Annotated in this window: 20 protein-coding genes; 9 read left to right on the top strand and 11 right to left on the bottom strand. The window is 72.7% G+C overall.

Going from position 1 to position 17,671, the window contains the following annotated elements:
• Positions 1 to 52 precede the first annotated feature (52 nt).
• Complete coding sequence (locus AC2RP6_RS32140) at positions 53 to 253, bottom strand: type II toxin-antitoxin system VapB family antitoxin (protein WP_387124738.1); 201 nt, start codon at positions 251 to 253, stop codon at positions 53 to 55.
• 134 nt (positions 254 to 387) lie between these two features.
• Positions 388 to 840 carry a DUF4442 domain-containing protein gene (locus AC2RP6_RS32135; RefSeq protein WP_185893812.1) on the bottom strand — a complete coding sequence of 151 codons (453 nt, stop codon included), beginning with the start codon at positions 838 to 840 and terminating at the stop codon, positions 388 to 390.
• A 96-nt stretch (positions 841 to 936) separates the two neighbouring features.
• Here AC2RP6_RS32135 and AC2RP6_RS32130 point away from each other — a divergent pair, with 96 nt between their 5' ends.
• Together AC2RP6_RS32130 and AC2RP6_RS32125 are read left to right on the top strand one after the other, a co-directional pair.
• Positions 937 to 1,974, top strand: a complete 1,038-nt coding sequence (locus AC2RP6_RS32130; protein WP_486449339.1) for a DUF8017 domain-containing protein — start codon at positions 937 to 939, stop codon at positions 1,972 to 1,974.
• Positions 1,975 to 2,051: 77 nt separating this feature from the next.
• Positions 2,052 to 3,395, top strand: a complete 1,344-nt coding sequence (locus AC2RP6_RS32125; protein WP_486449338.1) for an MFS transporter — start codon at positions 2,052 to 2,054, stop codon at positions 3,393 to 3,395.
• Here AC2RP6_RS32125 and AC2RP6_RS32120 read toward each other — a convergent pair.
• From AC2RP6_RS32120 to AC2RP6_RS32105, 4 genes are all read right to left on the bottom strand, one after another.
• The gene (locus tag AC2RP6_RS32120; protein WP_486450528.1) at positions 3,382 to 4,173 is read right to left on the bottom strand and encodes a spermidine synthase; all 792 of its coding nucleotides are present in this window, start codon (positions 4,171 to 4,173) and stop codon (positions 3,382 to 3,384) included. The genes AC2RP6_RS32125 and AC2RP6_RS32120 overlap by 14 nt on opposite strands.
• Positions 4,174 to 4,274: 101 nt before the next feature.
• Positions 4,275 to 5,123 (bottom strand): patatin-like phospholipase family protein, encoded by an 849-nt coding sequence (locus tag AC2RP6_RS32115; RefSeq protein ID WP_486450527.1) that lies wholly within the window; start codon positions 5,121 to 5,123, stop codon positions 4,275 to 4,277.
• A gap of 106 nt (positions 5,124 to 5,229) precedes the next feature.
• Positions 5,230 to 6,411, bottom strand: a complete 1,182-nt coding sequence (gene tuf, locus AC2RP6_RS32110) for an elongation factor Tu (RefSeq protein ID WP_486449337.1) — start codon at positions 6,409 to 6,411, stop codon at positions 5,230 to 5,232.
• A 264-nt stretch (positions 6,412 to 6,675) separates the two neighbouring features.
• Complete coding sequence (locus AC2RP6_RS32105; protein WP_486449336.1) at positions 6,676 to 7,392, bottom strand: DNA alkylation repair protein; 717 nt, start codon at positions 7,390 to 7,392, stop codon at positions 6,676 to 6,678.
• A 49-nt stretch (positions 7,393 to 7,441) separates the two neighbouring features.
• Between AC2RP6_RS32105 and AC2RP6_RS32100 the strand changes: the two genes are divergently transcribed.
• The 5 genes from AC2RP6_RS32100 (at position 7,442) to lnt (ending at position 11,606) form a co-directional block, all read left to right on the top strand.
• Positions 7,442 to 8,170 carry a TVP38/TMEM64 family protein gene (locus AC2RP6_RS32100; protein ID WP_486449335.1) on the top strand — a complete coding sequence of 243 codons (729 nt, stop codon included), beginning with the start codon at positions 7,442 to 7,444 and terminating at the stop codon, positions 8,168 to 8,170.
• Between the two features lie 48 nt (positions 8,171 to 8,218).
• Positions 8,219 to 9,097 carry an undecaprenyl-diphosphate phosphatase gene (locus tag AC2RP6_RS32095; RefSeq protein WP_486449334.1) on the top strand — a complete coding sequence of 293 codons (879 nt, stop codon included), beginning with the start codon at positions 8,219 to 8,221 and terminating at the stop codon, positions 9,095 to 9,097.
• A 111-nt stretch (positions 9,098 to 9,208) separates the two neighbouring features.
• Positions 9,209 to 9,385 carry a hypothetical protein gene (locus AC2RP6_RS32090; RefSeq protein WP_106967693.1) on the top strand — a complete coding sequence of 59 codons (177 nt, stop codon included), beginning with the start codon at positions 9,209 to 9,211 and terminating at the stop codon, positions 9,383 to 9,385.
• Positions 9,386 to 9,454: 69 nt separating this feature from the next.
• On the top strand, positions 9,455 to 9,922 hold the full coding sequence (locus tag AC2RP6_RS32085; RefSeq protein WP_486449333.1) for a nuclear transport factor 2 family protein: 468 nt from the start codon (positions 9,455 to 9,457) through the stop codon (positions 9,920 to 9,922).
• A gap of 118 nt (positions 9,923 to 10,040) precedes the next feature.
• Complete coding sequence (lnt, locus tag AC2RP6_RS32080; protein WP_486449332.1) at positions 10,041 to 11,606, top strand: apolipoprotein N-acyltransferase; 1,566 nt, start codon at positions 10,041 to 10,043, stop codon at positions 11,604 to 11,606.
• On the opposite strand, the gene AC2RP6_RS32075 is transcribed toward lnt, so the two are convergent.
• Complete coding sequence (locus AC2RP6_RS32075; RefSeq protein ID WP_486450526.1) at positions 11,551 to 12,456, bottom strand: Gfo/Idh/MocA family protein; 906 nt, start codon at positions 12,454 to 12,456, stop codon at positions 11,551 to 11,553. The two genes, lnt and AC2RP6_RS32075, sit on opposite strands and share 56 nt — an antisense overlap.
• Before the next feature lie 84 nt (positions 12,457 to 12,540).
• Between AC2RP6_RS32075 and AC2RP6_RS32070 the strand changes: the two genes are divergently transcribed.
• Together AC2RP6_RS32070 and AC2RP6_RS32065 are read left to right on the top strand one after the other, a co-directional pair.
• Positions 12,541 to 13,065, top strand: a complete 525-nt coding sequence (locus AC2RP6_RS32070; protein ID WP_486449331.1) for a DinB family protein — start codon at positions 12,541 to 12,543, stop codon at positions 13,063 to 13,065.
• A gap of 199 nt (positions 13,066 to 13,264) precedes the next feature.
• On the top strand, positions 13,265 to 13,726 hold the full coding sequence (locus tag AC2RP6_RS32065) for a hypothetical protein (protein ID WP_486449330.1): 462 nt from the start codon (positions 13,265 to 13,267) through the stop codon (positions 13,724 to 13,726).
• A gap of 20 nt (positions 13,727 to 13,746) precedes the next feature.
• On the opposite strand, the gene AC2RP6_RS32060 is transcribed toward AC2RP6_RS32065, so the two are convergent.
• The 4 genes from AC2RP6_RS32060 to AC2RP6_RS32045 form a co-directional block, all read right to left on the bottom strand.
• Entirely contained in the window at positions 13,747 to 14,289 is a 543-nt protein-coding gene (locus AC2RP6_RS32060) for a hypothetical protein (protein WP_486449329.1), read from the bottom strand.
• Positions 14,290 to 14,383: 94 nt separating this feature from the next.
• Positions 14,384 to 15,052: a uracil-DNA glycosylase gene (locus AC2RP6_RS32055; RefSeq protein ID WP_486450525.1), complete on the bottom strand. Its 669-nt coding sequence runs from the start codon at positions 15,050 to 15,052 to the stop codon at positions 14,384 to 14,386.
• A gap of 111 nt (positions 15,053 to 15,163) precedes the next feature.
• A complete protein-coding gene (locus tag AC2RP6_RS32050; protein ID WP_486449328.1) occupies positions 15,164 to 16,747 on the bottom strand; it encodes an ABC transporter substrate-binding protein in 1,584 nt (527 codons plus the stop codon).
• A 152-nt stretch (positions 16,748 to 16,899) separates the two neighbouring features.
• Entirely contained in the window at positions 16,900 to 17,661 is a 762-nt protein-coding gene (locus tag AC2RP6_RS32045; RefSeq protein WP_486449327.1) for an SDR family oxidoreductase, read from the bottom strand.
• Positions 17,662 to 17,671 lie beyond the last annotated feature (10 nt).

Genomic DNA, 17,671 nt, shown 5'->3' with positions numbered 1-17,671 from the left:
GCTCGGTGGGTACGCGGGCCCGGCCGAGACGCGCCACCGCGGGCGCCCAGGTTCAGCCCTCCGGCAGGGGCGGCAGGCTGTCGGCGGTGCGCCGGGGTTCGTCCTGGCTCTGGATGCGCGCCTCGGTGCGGTGACCGCGGGCGATGTAGTCCCGTACGACGGCCTCCACCGCGTCCTGCGGCGAGCCGACCCCGGCGAGCACCATCACCTCCACCACGAGCTCGGCGTCGAGGCTGATGTTGACCTTGGCCACGGGTACCCCCTCCATCGTCGTGCGAGGACTCTAGACGGTCGGGGGGAGGGTCGCCGGTACGACGGCGTCGCGGTCCCGGGAAAGCACCACGTGCCCGCGGTCCCGAGGGGGCGGCGGGCACGTGGGGGGATGTCCTACGCGTTGGGACGCAGGGTCCAGACGACCGTCATCTCGCCCGTCACGGCCTCGTCCTCGCGCTGGATGGCGATGGTGACGGGGAACTCGGGGCGGCCGCCCGCGTCGAGTTCGGCCACGACCTCGGCGGCCGGGCGGCCGAGGGTGGCGGTGGCGGTGACGACGCCCTTGGCGAGCTTCTTGTAGCCGATCTCGGCCTTGACGGCGAGTGGCACGGCGCGCGAGAGCTGCTCGCCGAAGGCTGCCAGGACGATGGCGCCGCTGGCGGACTCGGCGAGGGTGAACATGGCGCCGGCGTGCGGGCCGCCGACGTGGTTGTGGTAGTCGGGCTGGTCCGGGAGCCGGACGACCGCGCGCTCGGGGGTGGTCTCCAGGAACTCGAGGTTCAGGGTCCGGGCCATCGGCACGGTCGCGGCGAGCAGTTCGCCCACGTTCATCTGGTCTGCGCTCATGAACCGCGATGTTACCCACGAGTAGAGAGGATTGGCCATAGGTCTCCGGGGGGCGGCCGTGGCTGCCGGGCACCGCTCCCACTATCGTTACCGGCCATGTGGCCAGGACAGCAGCAGCCGCCCGGGGGCGAGCAGAACCCCCAGGACGCGCATCAGAACCCGTACGCGCAGCCGCCGGGACAGCCGGCGCAGCCGAACCCGTACCAGCAGCAGCCCGGTTACGGATACCCGCAGCAGCCCGGCTACCCCCAGCAGCCGGGATACCAGCAGCCCCCCGCGGGCCCGGGCCAGTCCTGGGGCCAGCCCCAGCCGCCCCAGGCACCCCGGCCCTCCGGCGGGAGCCCGTACTCGACCAGGACCGTGGCCATCGTCGCCGCCGCGGCGGTCGTCGTGGCGGCCGCCGCGACCGGCGCGTACGTCCTGACCCGGGACGACAAGAAGACCGAGGCCGACGGCAAGCCGGCGACGAGTTCCTCCGCGCCCGTCGAGACGCCCGCCCCGGCCGGCAGCAGCGCGAACCCGCGGGCCGGCGGCGCCATGCAGCCCGTCATCCCGGGCTGGAAGGTCGTCACCAACACGAAGTACAACGTGGCCTACGACGTCCCCCCGGAGTGGAACGTCAACGACCCGGGCGTCTCCCTCTTCTACGACGACGAGGTCAAGAACGACGGCAAGCCCGTCATCACGATGTCCGGCACCGCCACCCTCAAGCAGGAGTGGTGCACGGTCGACAAGGACGCCGACGGCAACCTGGAGAAGTTCTCGATCGCGGACGCCGGCGTCAAGGGGGCCCAGGGCGCCAAGGACACCGCGCAGGCCGCCACCGACAACACCGGCACCTGGGTGTGGGCGGGCTTCGCGCAGAAGGAGCCCAAGGGAACGGTCAAGGTGACCGAGCCCAAGGAGTTCACGACCTCCTCCGGGATCAAGGGCCACATGGTGGTCGCGACCGCGCCGAACGTGAAGAAGGAGCACAAGTGCTCCACCGACGGCAAGGCGGTCGGCTTCGCCTTCAAGAACGCCGCCGGTGACTTCGCCAGCTTCGCGCTGGTCACCGCGGCCGGCGTGAAGGAAGAGGTCTCGACCGAGATCTCCGACAAGATCCTCAGCTCGATCCGGCTCAGCAGCGGATGATCTCCGGCTGAACCCGTCCCCGCCCCGGCTCCGGCAATCCGTTTGGATTCTCGGCCCGGGGCGGGGATAGTCCGGGGGTGAGTTCTCCCCCCGACGCACCGCTCCGTACGCCCGAGCCCCGCCGCACCCGCAGCCGCCCGGAGTGGGCCGGCCGCAACTACACCCTGCTCACGGGTGCCGCGGTGATCACCAACCTCGGCAGTCACGGCGCGCTCATCGCCTCCGCCTTCGCCGTCCTGGAGGCCGGTGGATCCGGCGGCGACGTCGGCCTGGTCGCGGCCGCCCGCACCCTGCCGCTCGTCCTCTTCCTGCTCGTCGGCGGCGCCGTCGCCGACCGGCTGCCGCGCCACCGCGTGATGGTCGCCGCCAATGCCCTGAACTGCGTCTCGCAGGGCGCCTTCGCCCTGCTCGTCCTCACCGGCGACCCCCAGCTGTGGCAGATGATGCTGCTGACCGCCCTGTGCGGCACCGGTACGGCCTTCTTCAACCCCGCGGCCGAGGGCATGCTCCTCTCCACGGTCTCCGGCGAGCACGCCAACCGTGCCTTCGCCCTCTTCCGCATGGCCATGAACGGCGCCGGCATCGGCGGGGCGGCCCTGGGCGGGGCGATGATCGCCGCGATGGGCCCGGGCTGGGTGCTCGCCGTGGACGCCGCGGCCTTCGCCGTCGCCGGCGCGCTGCGCGCCTTCCTCGACGTCAGTCACACCCCGGACCGGGCCCCCGGCAGCGGCCTGCTGGCCGACCTGAGGGAGGGCTGGGAGGAGTTCCACACCCGGCCCTGGCTGTGGAGCATCGTGCTCCAGTTCTCGGTCGTCGTCGCCGTCGTCGGCGCCGCCGAGGCGGTCTACGGTCCGCTGGTCGCCCGGGACCGGCTGGGCGGACCGGCGCCCTGGGGCCTGGCCCTGGCACTGTTCGGCGTCGGCACCATCGCCGGTGCCGTCCTGATGATGGTGTGGAAACCGCGGCGGCTGCTGCTGGTCGGGACGCTCTGCGTGTTCCCGCTGGCGCTGCCGTCGGCGGGCCTGGCCGTACCGCTGCCGGTGTGGGGGCTGTGCGCGGTGATGTTCGTCAGCGGGACCGCGATCGAGGTCTTCGGCGTGAACTGGATGACGACGATGCACCAGGAGATCCCCGAGGAGAAGTTCTCCCGGGTCTCCGCCTACGACTGGTTCGGCTCGGTCTCCATGCTCCCGCTGGCCACGGCGCTGGCCGGGCCGGTCGAATCGGCCTTCGGCCGCACCGAGGCCCTGTGGGGCTGCGCGACCCTGGTCGTCCTGGTCACCGCTCTGGTGCTGCTCGTTCCGGACGTGCGCCGCATGACGCGCCGGCCGTCCGCGCACCGGACCGGGGGTCCCGCGGCCGCCGCCCCCGCCGCCTCGTCGTCCGCCGTGGCGTCCCCGTCGGGCGTCACCCCAGGCTGAACGCGCCCTCCGGCGGCGCCGGAGAGGGAGCGGCGTCCGCGTCGGCGACGGGCGCCGCGCCCCCGAGGAAGCGGGCCAGACCGTCGCCGTACTCGACCCGGGCGGGAAAGGCGTCGGACGCGCACCGCCGGGCCAGCGCCCCCACGTCCAGCGGGGTGTCCGACGCCAGCAGCACGGCGTTCCCGAAGCGCCGCCCCCTCAGCACCGACGGCTCGGCGAGGAGCGCAAATTCCGCGAAGGCGCCGGCGAAGTTGGCGAGCTGGCTCCGCAGGAAGTCGAAGGGCGCCCCGTCCGCCAGGTTCGCCGCGTAGAGCCCGCCGGGCCGCAGCACCCGGGCGGCCTCCCGCGCGTACTCCAGCGAGGTCAGCTGCGCCGGCACCCGCGAGCCGCCGAACACGTCGGCCACCACCACGTCCGCGCCCCCCGCCGGTGCCGCCTCCAGCCAGGCCCGGGCGTCGGCGGTGTGCACGGTGATCCCGGCCCCCTCCGGCAGCGGCAGGTGTTCGGTGACCAGCTCCACGAGGCCCGCGTCGAACTCGACCACGGCCTGCCGGGATCCGGGCCGGGTGGCCGCGACGTAGCGGGGCAGGGTGAGCGCGCCGCCGCCCAGGTGCAGGACGTCCAGCGGGAGGTCCGGCCGCGCCGCGCAGTCCAGGACGTGCGCGAGGCGGCGTACGTACTCGAATTCCAGGTGCTGCGGATCGTCGAGGTCCACGTAGGACTGCGGGGCGCCGTCGACGGTCAGCAGCCAGGCTCGTTCCCCGTCGACGTCCGGCATCAGCTTGGCCGTGCCCTGGCTCACGTCCCGTACCACCGGGATCCGTTCGTCGCTCACCGCTCCATTGTCCGGCAGCCCCCGCCATTCCGGACCGGGGGCCCTCAGCCCGACCAGACGGCCGCGGCCTCGGCGGCGTGCTCCGGAGCCTGCGCCAGGCCGGCCCGGGCGGCCGGGTCGCGCCGGGCCGGGTCCAGGACGTTGCGCCCGAAGGCCTTGCGGGCCGTGGCCGAGGGGGTGATGAGCAGCACCCGCGCCCCCGCCTCGCGCAGCCGGGCCGCCTGCGCGGCAGGAGCGGGGACGAGACCGGAGCCGAGCGCGATCGGTGCGACGATCACCACGCGCGCGTAGCCGGCGGCCAGGTCGGCGTTGGTGGCGGAGCGGATGCCGCCGTCGATGAAGCGGCGCCCGCCGACCGTCACCGGAGGCCACACCCCCGGCACGGCGCAGCTCGCCGCGACCGCGTCGACCAGCCCGCTGCCGCTGTCCCGGTCGAAGGCCCTGAGGTCGCCGGTGAGCGCGTCGACCGCGGTGACCACGAGCCGCCGCTCGGGCCACTCGTGCGAGACCAGCCGGGCGGCCAGTACCTTGCGGCGGTCCGCCTCGGAGCCGGTGTCGGCGGCCAATGCCATGGCGCCGACCCGTCGGCGGTAGTCGGCCGCGTCCCTGCGGGAGCGCGCCATGGCCAGCGCGTACCGGGCGATGACGCCCGCTCCCAGCTTGGCGACGGTCTCCCCGGCGGCGTCGCCGAGCTGGCGCTCGTACAGTTCCCGTGCGCCGAGCCCTCCCGCGGTGAGCTGGGCGCCGACCACCGAGCCGGCCGAGGTACCGACGACCAGGTCCGCGGTGGTGAGGTCCACACCGGCGCGGGCGAGTCCGTAGAGGATCCCGCACTCCCAGCCGACGCCGGTCAGTCCGCCGCCGCCGAGCACCAGTGCCGTGTCGCCGCCCATTTCCGCCCGCCCCTCGTTGACGCCTGTGGTGACGGCAGTCTGGCGCAGCCGTCCTGCCGTCACCACAGGGGGTCCCGACGGGGCGGGTCGCCCCGGGACGGCCGGGTCAGCCCAGGACGGTCGTCACCGTGCCGGCGCCGACGGTGCGTCCGCCCTCACGGATCGCGAAGCCGAGGCCCGCCTCCAGTGGGACGTCCCGGCCCAGCTCGACGGTCATCGTGACCGTCTCCCCGGGCCGGGCGACACCCGCGGGTCCCAGGTCCACGTCCCCCACCACGTCGGCGGTCCGGATGTAGAACTGCGGCCGGTAGCCGCTGGCGACCGGAGTGGTACGCCCGCCCTCGCGCCCGGAGAGCACGTACACCCGGGCGCTGAAGCGGCGCCGGGGCGTGATGCTGCCCGGCGCGGCCACCACGTGCCCGCGGCGGACGCCGTCGCGCGGCACGCCGCGCAGCAGCAGCGCGACGTTGTCGCCGGCCTCGGCGGACTCCATGGGCTTGCCGAAGGTCTCCAGGCCGGTGACGACGGTCTCGACCGGCTCGCCGTCGCCGCCCAGGACGGCGACGCGGTCGCCGAGGCGTACGCTGCCTCGCTCGACGGCGCCGGTGACGACCGTCCCGCGCCCGGTGATGGTGAGGACGTTCTCCACGGGCAGCAGGAACGGCGCCCCGGTGTACCGCACGGGCGTGGGCACGTAGGTGTCCACCGCGTCCAGCAGGGCTTCGATCGCCCCGGTCCAGCGGGGGTCGCCCTCCAGCGCCCCGAGCCCGGAGACCCGTACGACGGGTGCGCCGTCACCGCCGTAGCCGTGCGCGGTGAGCAGCTCGCGGACCTCCAGCTCGACCAGGTCGGTCAGCTCGGGGTCCCCCGCGTCGGCCTTGTTGAGGGCGACGACGATGTGGTCGACGCCCACTTGGCGGGCGAGGAGCACGTGCTCGGCGGTTTGCGGCATGACCCCGTCGAGCGCGGAGACGACGAGGATCGCGCCGTCGAGCTGCGCGGCCCCCGTGACCATGTTCTTGATGTAGTCGGCGTGACCGGGCATGTCGACGTGGGCGTAGTGACGGGTGTCGGTCTCGTACTCGACGTGCGTGAGGTTGATGGTGATGCCCCGGCGGGCCTCCTCGGGGGCCCGGTCGATGCGGTCGAAGGGCACGAAGGAGGCTCCGCCGCGCTCGGCCAGGACCTTGGTGATGGCGGCGGTGAGAGTGGTCTTGCCGTGGTCGACGTGACCCATGGTGCCGATGTTGAGGTGCGGCTTGGTCCGCACGAAGGCCGTCTTGGCCATGGTTTCTTCCCGTTGCTCGAAGCGTGGACGGGACCCCTGAACCGAGCCGACCCTCCCCCTGCGGGGTCCGCCGGACGATCCGGGAAGGGTCAGCTTCGTGCGCCGTCGAATGCGGCGAGGACGGGTGCGTCCGCGAACGCGGCAGCCTTCGGCGCGTCCGCGACTGCGGACGGCGCTGCGGGGAAGGCGTACCGGGACATGACCCCGATCCTGCCGGACCGGCCCGCGCCCGTCGAATGATTTACGGGGTGAACCGGCGCGCGGTCAGAGGTTCTTGAGTGCTTCGCGCACGGACAGCGGTGAGAGGGCGGCGCGTTCGGCGTCGACGAAGGCGCGCACCGCACCGGGGTCGGTCCTGGCGTACTCGCGCAGGGCCCAGCCGATCGCCTTGCGGAGGAAGAAGTCCGGGTGGTCGGCCCGCAGGCGGCAGTACGCGAAGAGCCGACCGCTGTCGGTGGCGTCCTTGAAGCGGAGCTGGTGCAGGAGGGCGGCGCGGGCGAGCCAGAGGTCCTCGTCGCCGATCCACTCGTCCATCACGGAGGCGAGGCGGGGGTCGGCGGCCACCAGCGGTCCGACGGTGTGCGCGGCGAGCAGGTCGACGGTGTCCCACCAGGAGACGGTGGTGATCAGGTGCCGGACGACCGGCAGGAGTCCGGAGGAGCAGCGGCCGACGTGACGGCGCAGGTAGTCGACGGCGAAGTAGTGGTACTCCCGCTCGGGGAGCCGCCAGCAGCGCAGCGCGAGGGCCGCGCAGTCCGCCTCGGACGGCCGCGGAGTGTTCTTGGTCACTGTCCTGGACAGATCCCGGCGCAGCGGTGTGGGGATGCCGAGGAAGGGGGCGACGTGCTTCATGTACGCGGCCATCGCCCCGGCCCGCCCGGAGTCGGCCGCGGCGGGGTACGCCGCGGTCAGCCGTGCCAGCAGGGTGTCCGCGAGGGCGCTGCGGGGAACCCCGGGAGGTCGTGCGCCGTTCGACAGCATGAGGCCCAGATTACGGCGCCCTGCCCCGTACCTCGGCTAGTCTCCCCGGATGTCCCTCCTCCTCGCGCCGTGGATCCGGCTGGCGCTGCTCGTCGTGCTGCTCGCGGCGGCCGGCGTGTGCGTGCTGGTGTACGAGCCCCAGCGGATCCTCTCGGAGGGCTGGCCACCCGGCCTCCCGGTGGGCACGGCCGTCCTGGCGTTCGCAGCCGTGTACGGCGTGTGCTCGGCGGCGTTCGTACCGCGCCCCCTGCTCAACCTGGCCGCAGGAGCCGTCTTCGGCACGCAGTTCGGCGTCGTCGCGGCGGTCGGCGGCACCGTGCTGGGGGCCGGCATCGCCTTCGGGCTCGGCCGGGTCATGGGCCAGGAGGCTTTGCGTCCGTACCTGCGCGGGCGGCTGCTGGAGGCGGCCGACGGCCAGCTCAGCCGGCACGGGTTCCGCTCGATGCTGGCGGTGCGGCTCTTCCCCGGGGTGCCCTTCGTGGTGGCCAACTACTGTGCGGCGGTGTCCCGCTGCGGCTGGACGCCGTTCCTGCTGGCGACGGCGCTGGGTGTGGTCCCGAACACCACGGCGTACGTGATCGCGGGAGCCAGCGCTTCCTCCCCCGGCTCCCCCGCCTTCCTCGTCTCGTTCGGCTTCATCGTGGTCTCGGTGGTGGCCGCCGGCATCGTCGGCTGGCGCAAAAGGCACCGCCTGGCGGCCCCTCGGAGCGGCGGTCCGGCGTACGAACTGACGCCCCAGCACCCCCCTGTGGTCAGCGGCGCTTCGCACGGGCCCTAGCATCGGGGGCGAACTGCCCGACGATCACAAGGACGAGCGCACCCCGACATGAGCTGGTTCGAATCCCTAATCCTCGGTCTCGTCCAGGGGCTTACGGAGTTCCTCCCGATCTCCTCCAGCGCCCACCTGCGGCTGACCGCGGCATTCGCCGGCTGGCACGACCCAGGAGCGGCCTTCACGGCCATCACCCAGATCGGCACCGAGGCCGCCGTGCTGATCTACTTCCGCAAGGACATCGCCAGGATCGTCTCCACCTGGTTCCGTTCCCTGTACACGAAGGCCCTGCGTTCCGAACAGGACGCCAAGATGGGCTGGCTGGTGATCGTCGGCTCGCTGCCGATCGGCATCCTCGGCCTGGTCTTCAAGGACGCCATCGTCGGTCCGGCCCGCGACCTGCGGCTGACGGCCACGACCCTCATCGTGATGGGCATCGTGCTGGGCGTCGCCGACCGACTGGCCGCCCGCGACGAGGAGGGCGGCCGGCACCGGGCGATCCGCGAGCGCAAGACGCTCCAGCAGCTGGGCGTCAAGGACGGACTGATCTTCGGCTTCTGCCAGGCGATGGCCCTGATCCCGGGTGTCTCGCGCTCCGGTGCGACGATCTCCGGCGGTCTGCTGCTGGGCTTCACCCGCGAGGCGGCGGCCCGGTACTCCTTCCTCCTCGCCATCCCGGCCGTGCTCGCCTCGGGCGCCTTCGAGATCAAGGACGTGATGGAGGACCCGGGCCACATCTCCTGGGGTCCGACGGTCTTCGCGACGGTGATCGCCTTCTTCGTCGGCTACGCCGTGATCGCGTGGTTCATGAAGTTCATCACCACGAAGAGCTTCATGCCCTTCGTGATCTACCGCATCGCGCTGGGCGTCCTGCTGTTCGTGCTGATCGGCACGGACGTGCTGAGCCCGCACGCCGGCGAGTCCGGCTCGTAGCGGGCCGCGCCACCTCTTCGCGTGAATCGGAGGCCCCCCGGGAACGTTCCCGGGGGGCCTCCGCGTCGTTGTTCACGAAGAGTCTGAAAGGCAAGGAGCAGGGGGTGTCCCATGGGTCGAGTGGTGCTGGAGCGTTTTCCGGCCGGAAGTCCGCGGGGTAGCTGGCCCGCCGAGGAGTACGCGGCGCAGCGGATGCGCGAGGGCGTGCCGGCCGAGGTGGTCATGGATCTGGCGAGCGACGCGTTCCTCGTGGTGGTGCGGCAGCGGGAGGCGCGTTCAGGTCACTGACGGGCCGCTCGGGGATCCGGTCGGCGCACGCCCCTTGGCCTCGCGCCCGTGCAGCCCCACACTGACCCGATGACTCAGCGTGTGGATCTCGCGACGGTGATGGACCGGCTGGCGATCGACGACGTGGTCACGGGCTACGCGGTGGCCGTGGACGACGGCGACTGGGCCGCCTACCGGGCCCTCTTCGCCGCCGGCGGGCGGGCCGACTACAGCTCGGCGGGCGGGATCGAGGGGCCGGCGGGGCAGGTCGCGCAGTGGCTGGAGGAGACCATGAAGCTCTTCCCCGTACGTCAGCACCTGATCGTCAACCGGCTGATCCGGGTGGAGGACGCCGGAGGCTCGCCCGGCGACAGCGCCGAGGTCCGCGCCGACTTCCTCAACCCGATGCGGCTGGAGGGGCCGGACGCCGACGGCACGGTGACCGCCCCCAACTTCGTCGCCGCCGGGCGTTACACCTTCGCCCTGGCCCGGACCCGGGAGGGCTGGCGGCTCACCCGGGTGACCGTGCACGAGAAGTGGCGGCACACCGCCGTCTGAGCCCGTCGCGTCCGCCCCGCCGCCCGGGGGCGCTCGATGCCCGCCGGGCGCGCAGCGGGCCGGCCCGGCCGGAGGGGCGGTCCCGCCCGGCACTGCCCACACTGGAAGCGGAGGCGCCATGATCCCGATGCACGACGGGTGGTCGCGCCGGTGGCGGGCGCCCGCGGCGCTCGTGGCCGGCGCCCTGCCCGCGCTCGCGTTTCCCGCCCCGGCCCTCTGGTGGTTCGCCTACGTCGCCCTCGTGCCGTGGATGCTGCTGCTGAGGTCGGCTCCGGCCGGCCGGCGGGCGGCGCTGGAGGGCTGGCTCGGCGGAGCCGGCTACGTCCTGGCCGTGCACCACTGGCTGCTGCCGAGTCTGCACGTGTTCCTGCTCCCGGTGGCCGCGCTGGTGGGCCTGTTGTGGATCCCGTGGGCGCTCCTGGTGCGGCGGCTGCTCGGCGGGCAGCCCTCGGCGGGCCGGGCCGCCTGCGCGCTGGTCGTCGTACCGGCGGGGTGGCTGCTGTCGGAGGTGGTGCGGTCCTGGCAGGGGCTGGGCGGGCCGTGGGGACTGCTGGGGGCCAGCCAGTGGCAGGTGCCGGCGGCGCTGCGGCTGGCTTCGGTAGGCGGGGTGTGGCTGGTCAGTCTGCTGCTGGTGGCGGTCAACTGCGCCCTGGTGCTGCTGGTCGCGGTGCCCCGGGCCCGGGTCCCGGCGGTGGCCGGGCTCACGGGCTGTGCGCTGCTGACGGGTGCGGCGTGGGCGTGGGCGGCCCGGCCCGCGGAGTCGGGCGGCCTGCGGGTGGCCGTCGTACAGCCGGGGCGGGTGCCGGACGGCCCGGACAGTGCGGAGCGGCGGTTCGCGGCCGGGGAGCGGCTCACGCGTCCGCTGGCCGGGCAGGGCGTGGACCTCGTGGTCTGGGGCGAGAGCAGCGTCGGCGAGGACCTGGCGGCCCGGCCGGACCTGGCCCGGCGGCTGGCCGTGCTGTCGGCGGAGGTGGGGGCGCCGCTGCTGGTGAACGTGGACGCGAGGCGGGCCGACCGGCCGGGCATCTACAAGAGCGCCGTCCTGGTGGGTCCCGCCGGCCCCACGGGCGACCGGTACGACAAGATGCGGCTGGTGCCGTTCGGCGAGTACGTACCGGCCCGGGCACTGCTCGGGTGGGCCACCTCGGTCGGCCGGGCGGCCGGCGAGGACCGGATGCGCGGGGAAGCGCCTGTGGTCATGGACCTGCCCTCGGCTCCGGGTGGGCGCGCCGCCGTCCGGGTGGGACCGCTGGTCTGCTTCGAGTCGGCCTTCCCCGACATGAGCAGGCGCCTCACCCTCGACGGGGCCTCCCTGCTGGTCGCCCAGTCGGCGACCTCCACGTTCCAGGACAGCTGGGCGCCGGCCCAGCACGCCTCGCTGGCGGCCCTGAGGGCGGCGGAGAACGGCCGGCCGATGGTGCACGCCACCCTCACCGGGGTCAGCGTGGTGCACGGCCCGTCGGGCGAGCGGATCGGTCCCGCACTGCCGACGTCGGCGCGGACCGCGGAGGTGTACGAGGTGCCGCTCGCCCGGGGCTCGACCCTCTTCGTGCGCTTCGGGGCCTGGCCGGTGACCGCGTCTCTCGCCGTACTGGCCGCCTACTGCGCGGTGGTGGGCGCCCGGTCGCTCAGAAGGCCTGCTCCAGAGCCGAGTTCACCACCGTCTCGCACAGCTCGTGGGTGAGCAGCGCGTCGCGCGCGCTGAGGGTCCGGCCCGTCGCGACCGCCTCCAGGAAGTGGTCCACGACCTGTTCGACGCCGCGCTGGCGGGCGACGGACACCCAGTCCCCGCGGCGGCGCACGGTGGGCTGGCCCTTGTGGTCGATGACCTCGGCGAGGTTGACCACCTGCCGCTTGGTGTCCGTGCCGGAGACCTCCAGGACCTCCTCGTTGGAGCCCGAGAGGCGGTTCATGATGCCGAGCGCGCTGAATCCGGGGCCGGACAGGTGCAGCACCACCTGGCTCATCAGCCCGTCGCGCACGACCGCGCGGACGTCGGTGCGGTCGGCCTCGCCGGGCAGCAGGAAACGCAGGGTGTCGACGACGTGGATGAAGTCGTCGAGCACCAGCGTGCGCGGGTCCTCGGGCAGGCCGACCCGGTTCTTCTGCAGGACGATCAGGTCGCGCGGGTGGTCGGCGCACTGCGCGTACCCGGGTGCGTAGCGGCGGTTGAAGCCGACCGCGAGGGAGACCCCGCGCTCCTCGGCCAGTTCCACCAGCCGTCGTGACGCGGCGAACTCGTAGGCGAGCGGCTTGTCCACGTAAGTGGGGACGCCGGCTTCCAGCAGGCGCGTGACGATCTCCGGATGGGCTCCGGTCGGGGCGTGCACGAAGGCCGCGTCCAGGTCCTGGGCGAGCAGGGCGTCGAGATCGGTGTGCCGTCGCGCGGCCGGGACGTGGTGGGTGTCGCCGACCCGCTGCAGGGTGGCGGGGGTGCGCGTCTGCAGGTGCAGTTCCACGTCCGCGCGGGTGGTGAGGACGGGCAGGTACGCCTTCTGCGCGATGTCGCCGAGTCCGATGCAGCCGACCTTCACCGGGGCCTCCAAATTTGTTCCTTGTGGGATCTTGGCAGCTTAATCCCTGGTGGTCGGAGGCCCTGTTCGCCCAGGATGATCCTCATGACCACCAGTTCAGGATCACATCGCGACGAGCCCTCCACCACCGCCGACGAGCGGGAGATGCTCGACGGCTGGCTCGACTACCACCGTGCCACCCTCATGTGGAAGTGCGAGGGGCTGCAGGACGAGGAGCTGCGCAGGACCCCGCTCGCACCTTCCGAGTTGAGTCTTCTGGGCCTCGTGCGGCACATGGCGGAGGTGGAGCGGTACTGGTTCCGGGAGATCATGCTGGGCGAGGACCTGCCCGAGTTGTACGTCACCGACGAGGACCGGGACGGCGACTTCCACTTCACCGAGGCCGCCACCTGGGCGGAGACCGAGCAGGTGTGGCAGGCGGAGGTGGACGGCGCCCGCCGGGCGGCCGCCGGCCGGTCGCTCGACCTGCGTTCGGAGGCCGAGAGCCACCACCGCGGGGAAGTGTTCAGCCTGCGCTGGGTCTACACCCACATGATCGAGGAGTACGCGCGGCACAACGGCCACGCCGACCTGCTGCGCGAGCACATAGACGGCGCCACCGGCGAGTAGCCGGTCCGCGGCGGCGGGGGGGGCCGCGCTCCGCCGGTCACCCCCGCGTCCGTCACCCGTGCGGGGTGAATATGCGCTCCTGGTTTTCACAACGGGGTCCTCGCACAGCAGAGTTGCGCGGGTGCATCCAACGCGAACCACGACAAAGCTCTTGCTCGGAGTCGCCTGCGCCGTTTCGGCGGTCTCCGGCTGTGTCAATGTGAGCCCCGGACCCGTGCAGCCCGCGGCGGCCCCCGCCGCCGGTGTCCCGCCCCGGCACGCGCCGCGCGGCGGGCCCGGTACCGACCCGGTGGCCGTCCGGGCACCCGCCCTGGAGGCGCTGGAGGCCGTGGAGGCGGCTCCGGAGCGGCCCGCACGGCCCCCGGCCTCGGCCCCCGCCCGGCCGGCCGCCGACGGCCCCGCCCGGAGTGCCCCGGGCGGGCCCGTACCGGACGCTCCGCCGGTTCCCGACATCCCGGAGCCCCGGCGGGCCGTCGGGCCCGGCCAGGGGCGTCCTGACGGCGCCCGCAAGCACGGGCGGCCCGACGCCGAGGCGGAGCGTGAGCTGGTGCGGAAGCTGCCGGTGCGGCCGGCCGACGTCTGCGCGCTGGGCCGGCGCCACGGCCGCTGGCACCCCGACAGCCCCGAGGCCCGGATCTGCGCAGGCGTCCACGGCGGCTGAGCCGCGGCCGGGGCCGTTCCTCACGCCTGTTCGGGAAAGGGCCGCGGCCGGCCGCCCGGTTCCGCGGCGAGGCGGCGCTCCAGCCGGGCGATGGCGGCCCGGACGCCGTTCCCGTAGCCGTCGTCGGCCAGTGCCCCGGCGGCCGCGCGGGCCCGCGCGAGGTGGACCCGGGCGGCCTCCGGCCGCTGCAGCTTGAGGTAGTCGGTGGCCAGGCTGAGGTGCAGCGAGGGGTAGAACACGCGCATCGCGGGACGCGGCTGCCGCAGTGCGGGCGGCCCGGTCGCCGGCCCGTAGGTCCCGTTTCCGTCCTCGTCGCCCAGGGCGTCGGCGGCGGTCAGGGCCCGGAGGTCCCAGGCCAGCTCGTCCGCGGGGTCGTCCTGGGCGTCGGCCATGTAGTGGGCGAGGGTGCACCGGTGCAGGGAGTCCCCCTCCTCACCGATCTCCTGCCAGATCTCACCGAGCCGGTTGCGGGCCTCCTCGCGGTCACCGGCGTGCAGCAGGATGACCGCCTGGCCGATCCTCGTCATGACGGCGTCCTCCGACGCCTCCTGCTGCTCGGTCACGGCGCCTCCGGCTTGCTCCGCCGGACCTGTTCCGGTCCGGTCGTCTCGAAGCTAGCCGCAGGTGCGGGCGAAGGCGCCGAGGCGCGGTGGGACGTCAGCCGAGGTCCGGGATCCGCCAGTCGATCGGCTCATGCCCCTGGGCGGCGATGGCCTCGTTGATCTGCGTGAAGGGCCGGGAGCCGAAGAACTTCTTGGCCGACAGCGGGGAGGGGTGGGCGCCCTTGACGATCACGTGCCGCTCCTCGTCGATGAGCGGGATCTTCTTCTGGGCGTAGGCGCCCCACAGGACGAAGACGGCCGGGTCGGGACGCGCCGAGACCGCGCGGATCACGGCGTCGGTGAACTTCTCCCAGCCCTTGCCCTTGTGCGAGTTCGGCTCGGCCTCGCGGACGGTGAGCACCGCGTTGAGCAGCAGGACGCCCTGCTGGGCCCACGGCATCAGGTACCCGTTGTCCGGGACGTCCAGGCCGAGCTCCTCCTTCATCTCCTTGTAGATGTTGCGCAGCGAGGGCGGGGTCTTGACCCCGGGCTGCACGGAGAAGCAGAGGCCGTGACCCTGGCCGGCGCCGTGGTAGGGGTCCTGGCCGAGGACGAGCACCTTCACCTTCTCGAAGGGCGTGGCGTCCAGGGCGGCGAAGACCTGCTCACGGGGCGGGTAGACCGGCCCGTTGGCCCGCTCCTTCTCGACGAACTCGGTGAGTTCCCTGAAGTAGGGCTGGTCCAGCTCCCCGCCGAGGACGGGGAGCCAGGACTCGGGCAGCATCTGGGTCACGGCGACAACCTCCGGTACAAGTTCGTGCAACTGCTCAGAACCTACCGGGGGCCACTGACAGCGCGTCGGCCGCCCGGGCGGATCGCCCGGGCGGGGCCGCGGCTACCAGCTGGTCTTGCGGTACAGCTCCCACATCTGCATGGCGGTCTGCGGGTCGAGGGCCCGCTCGGCGCCCGCGATGTCCTCGCGTGCGGCGACGTACAGCTTGCCCTGCCACAGGGGCAGCAGGCGGACGTCGTCGGCGAAGATCTGCTGGGCCTTCTCGAACTGCTGGACCCCGGAGGAGCGGTCGCCGTCGCGGCGGGACTTGGGCAGCAGGTCGGTGAGGATCTCGTTCTGCTCGTACGGGGTGCCGACCGCGTTCTCCTTGCCGACGAACGGCGCGATGAAGTTGTCGGGGTCCGGGAAGTCGGGGAACCAGCCTCGGCCGAAGACCGGGTACTCCTGGCTCTTGTACCCCTCCTGGAAGGCCTTCCAGGGCTGGCTGCGCAGGGTGATGTTGAAGAGGCCGCTCTCGTCCAGCTGGCGCTTGATCTCGGTGAACTCCTCGGCGGTGGAGGAGCCGTACCGGTCGGTGGTGTACCAGAAGGTCAGGTCGACCGTCTGGTTGATGCCCGCTTCCTTGAGGATCTTCTTGGCCTTGCCGACGTCCGCTGCGCCGTACTTGTCGTAGAACGGCGTCTTGTGGCCGACGACGCCCTTGGGAACCATCGAGTACAGCGGCTCGGCGGTGCCCTGGTAGACCTTGGAGACGAGCGTTCCGCGGTCGATGACCTGGGCGATGGCCTGGCGGACCGCGAGCTTGTTGACGGCCGGGTCCTTCGGGTTGAAGACCAGGTAGCGGATCTCGGCGCCGACGTTCTCGACGACCTGGACGCCCAGCGCGTGCGCGGCGGGGCTCTGCAGGTCGGTGATCTGCGGGGCCGACAGTCCTCGGTAGGTGGCGTCGAGCTCCTTGGCCTTCAGGGCCGCGACCATCTTCTCGGAGTCCGCGAAGTAGCGGATCGTCACGGCTTTGTTCTGGCGGTTCGCGAAGCCGGTGTAGTTCTTGTTCTCGGAGAGGACGGCCTCGCCGCCCTCCTTGTACGAGTCCAGCACGTAGGGGCCCGAGCCGGTGATCTTTCCGTCCTCGCGCACCTTGTCGGCGGGGTAGTCCTTGGGCGCGACCAGCGAGGCGGCCGGGGAGCCGAGGACGTACGGGAAGGTGGCGTCCGAGGTCTTCAGGTGGAAGACGACGGTCAGCGCGTCGGGGGTCTCGATCTTGTCGAGGCTGCCGAAGAGGTCCTTGGGACCGACCTTGGAGCCGATGGTCCGGATCCGGTCGAGGGAGTGCTTGACGGCCTTGGCGTCGAGGGGCTCGCCGTTGGAGAACTTCAGGCCCTTGCGCAGGGTGCAGCGGTACGCCTGGCTGGCGCCGTCGGTGAACTCGCAGTTCTGGGCGGCGTCCGGCTGGGGCTTGGTGGAGCCCGTGGGGAACGCCAGGAGGGTCTGGTAGACGTTCCGGTACAGCTCCCAGGAGCCGTCCCACGCCGCGGCGGGGTCGAGGGTGCTCGGCGCGCTCGTGGTCCCGACGACGATCCGCTTCGCTTCGTCGCCGTCGTCATCCGACAGCAGGCCGCAACCGGCGAGCAGGGATATGGACGCAAGGGCCGCAGTGATCTGCAGGCATCTGGTCCGGTTGAACACGTGCACGCTCCTCGATCAGCCAGGGGTGCGGCAGACCCTACCGCAGTGCCCCACGAATCCAATGGGTTGGTTTCGTGAGGCACTTGACCGGTTCCGTGCACTTTCGATATGCATTTACCTCCCTTTCGGAGGCAAATACGTCCGATTATCGGTCAGTGCACCCCGGCATTGAGGAACATCCCACCGTCGACGACCAGAGTTTGCCCAGTGATCCATTCCGCTTGTGCAGATGTAAGAAAGGCCGCGGCCCCTCCGATGTCCTCCGGGAGCCCGAGCCGGCCGAGCGGATAGGCCGCCGCGGCCTCCTGCTCGCGGCCCTCGTAGAGCGCCTGGGCGAACTTCGTCTTGACCACTGCCGGGGCGATGGCGTTCACCCGGACCCCGGGCGCCATCTCGTGGGCGAGCTGGAGGGTGAGGTTGACCATGGCGGCCTTGCTCATCCCGTAGGCGCCGATGAACGGCGAGGCGGAGACGCCGGCGATCGAGGCGATGTTCACGATCGCCCCGCCGTTGTCCTTCTGCCAGGCGTGCCAGGTCCGCTGGGCGAAGCCGAGCGCCGAGATCACGTTGGTCTCGAAGACCTTCCGCGCGACCCCGAGGTCCAGGTCCGCGATCGGGCCGAAGACCGGATTGGTGCCGGCGTTGTTCACCAGGAAGTCGACCCGGCCGAACGCCTCCATCGTGCGCTCGACCGCGAGGGCCTGGTGGGCCTCGTCGTGCGCCTTCCCGGCCACCCCGATCACCCGGTCCGCCCCGAGGCGCTCCACGGCCTCCTTGAGGGCCTCCTCGTTGCGTCCGGTGATGCAGAGCCGGTCGCCCCGGGCGACCAGCGCCTCGGCGACGCCGTAGCCGATGCCCCGGCTCGCCCCGGTGATCAGCGCGACCTTGCCGCTGTCGGTACCGCTGTACGTCATGACTACGCCC

The organism is Streptomyces sp. WAC03905 (assembly GCF_057371075.1).
This window is presented reverse-complemented; position numbering and strand designations above follow the sequence as displayed.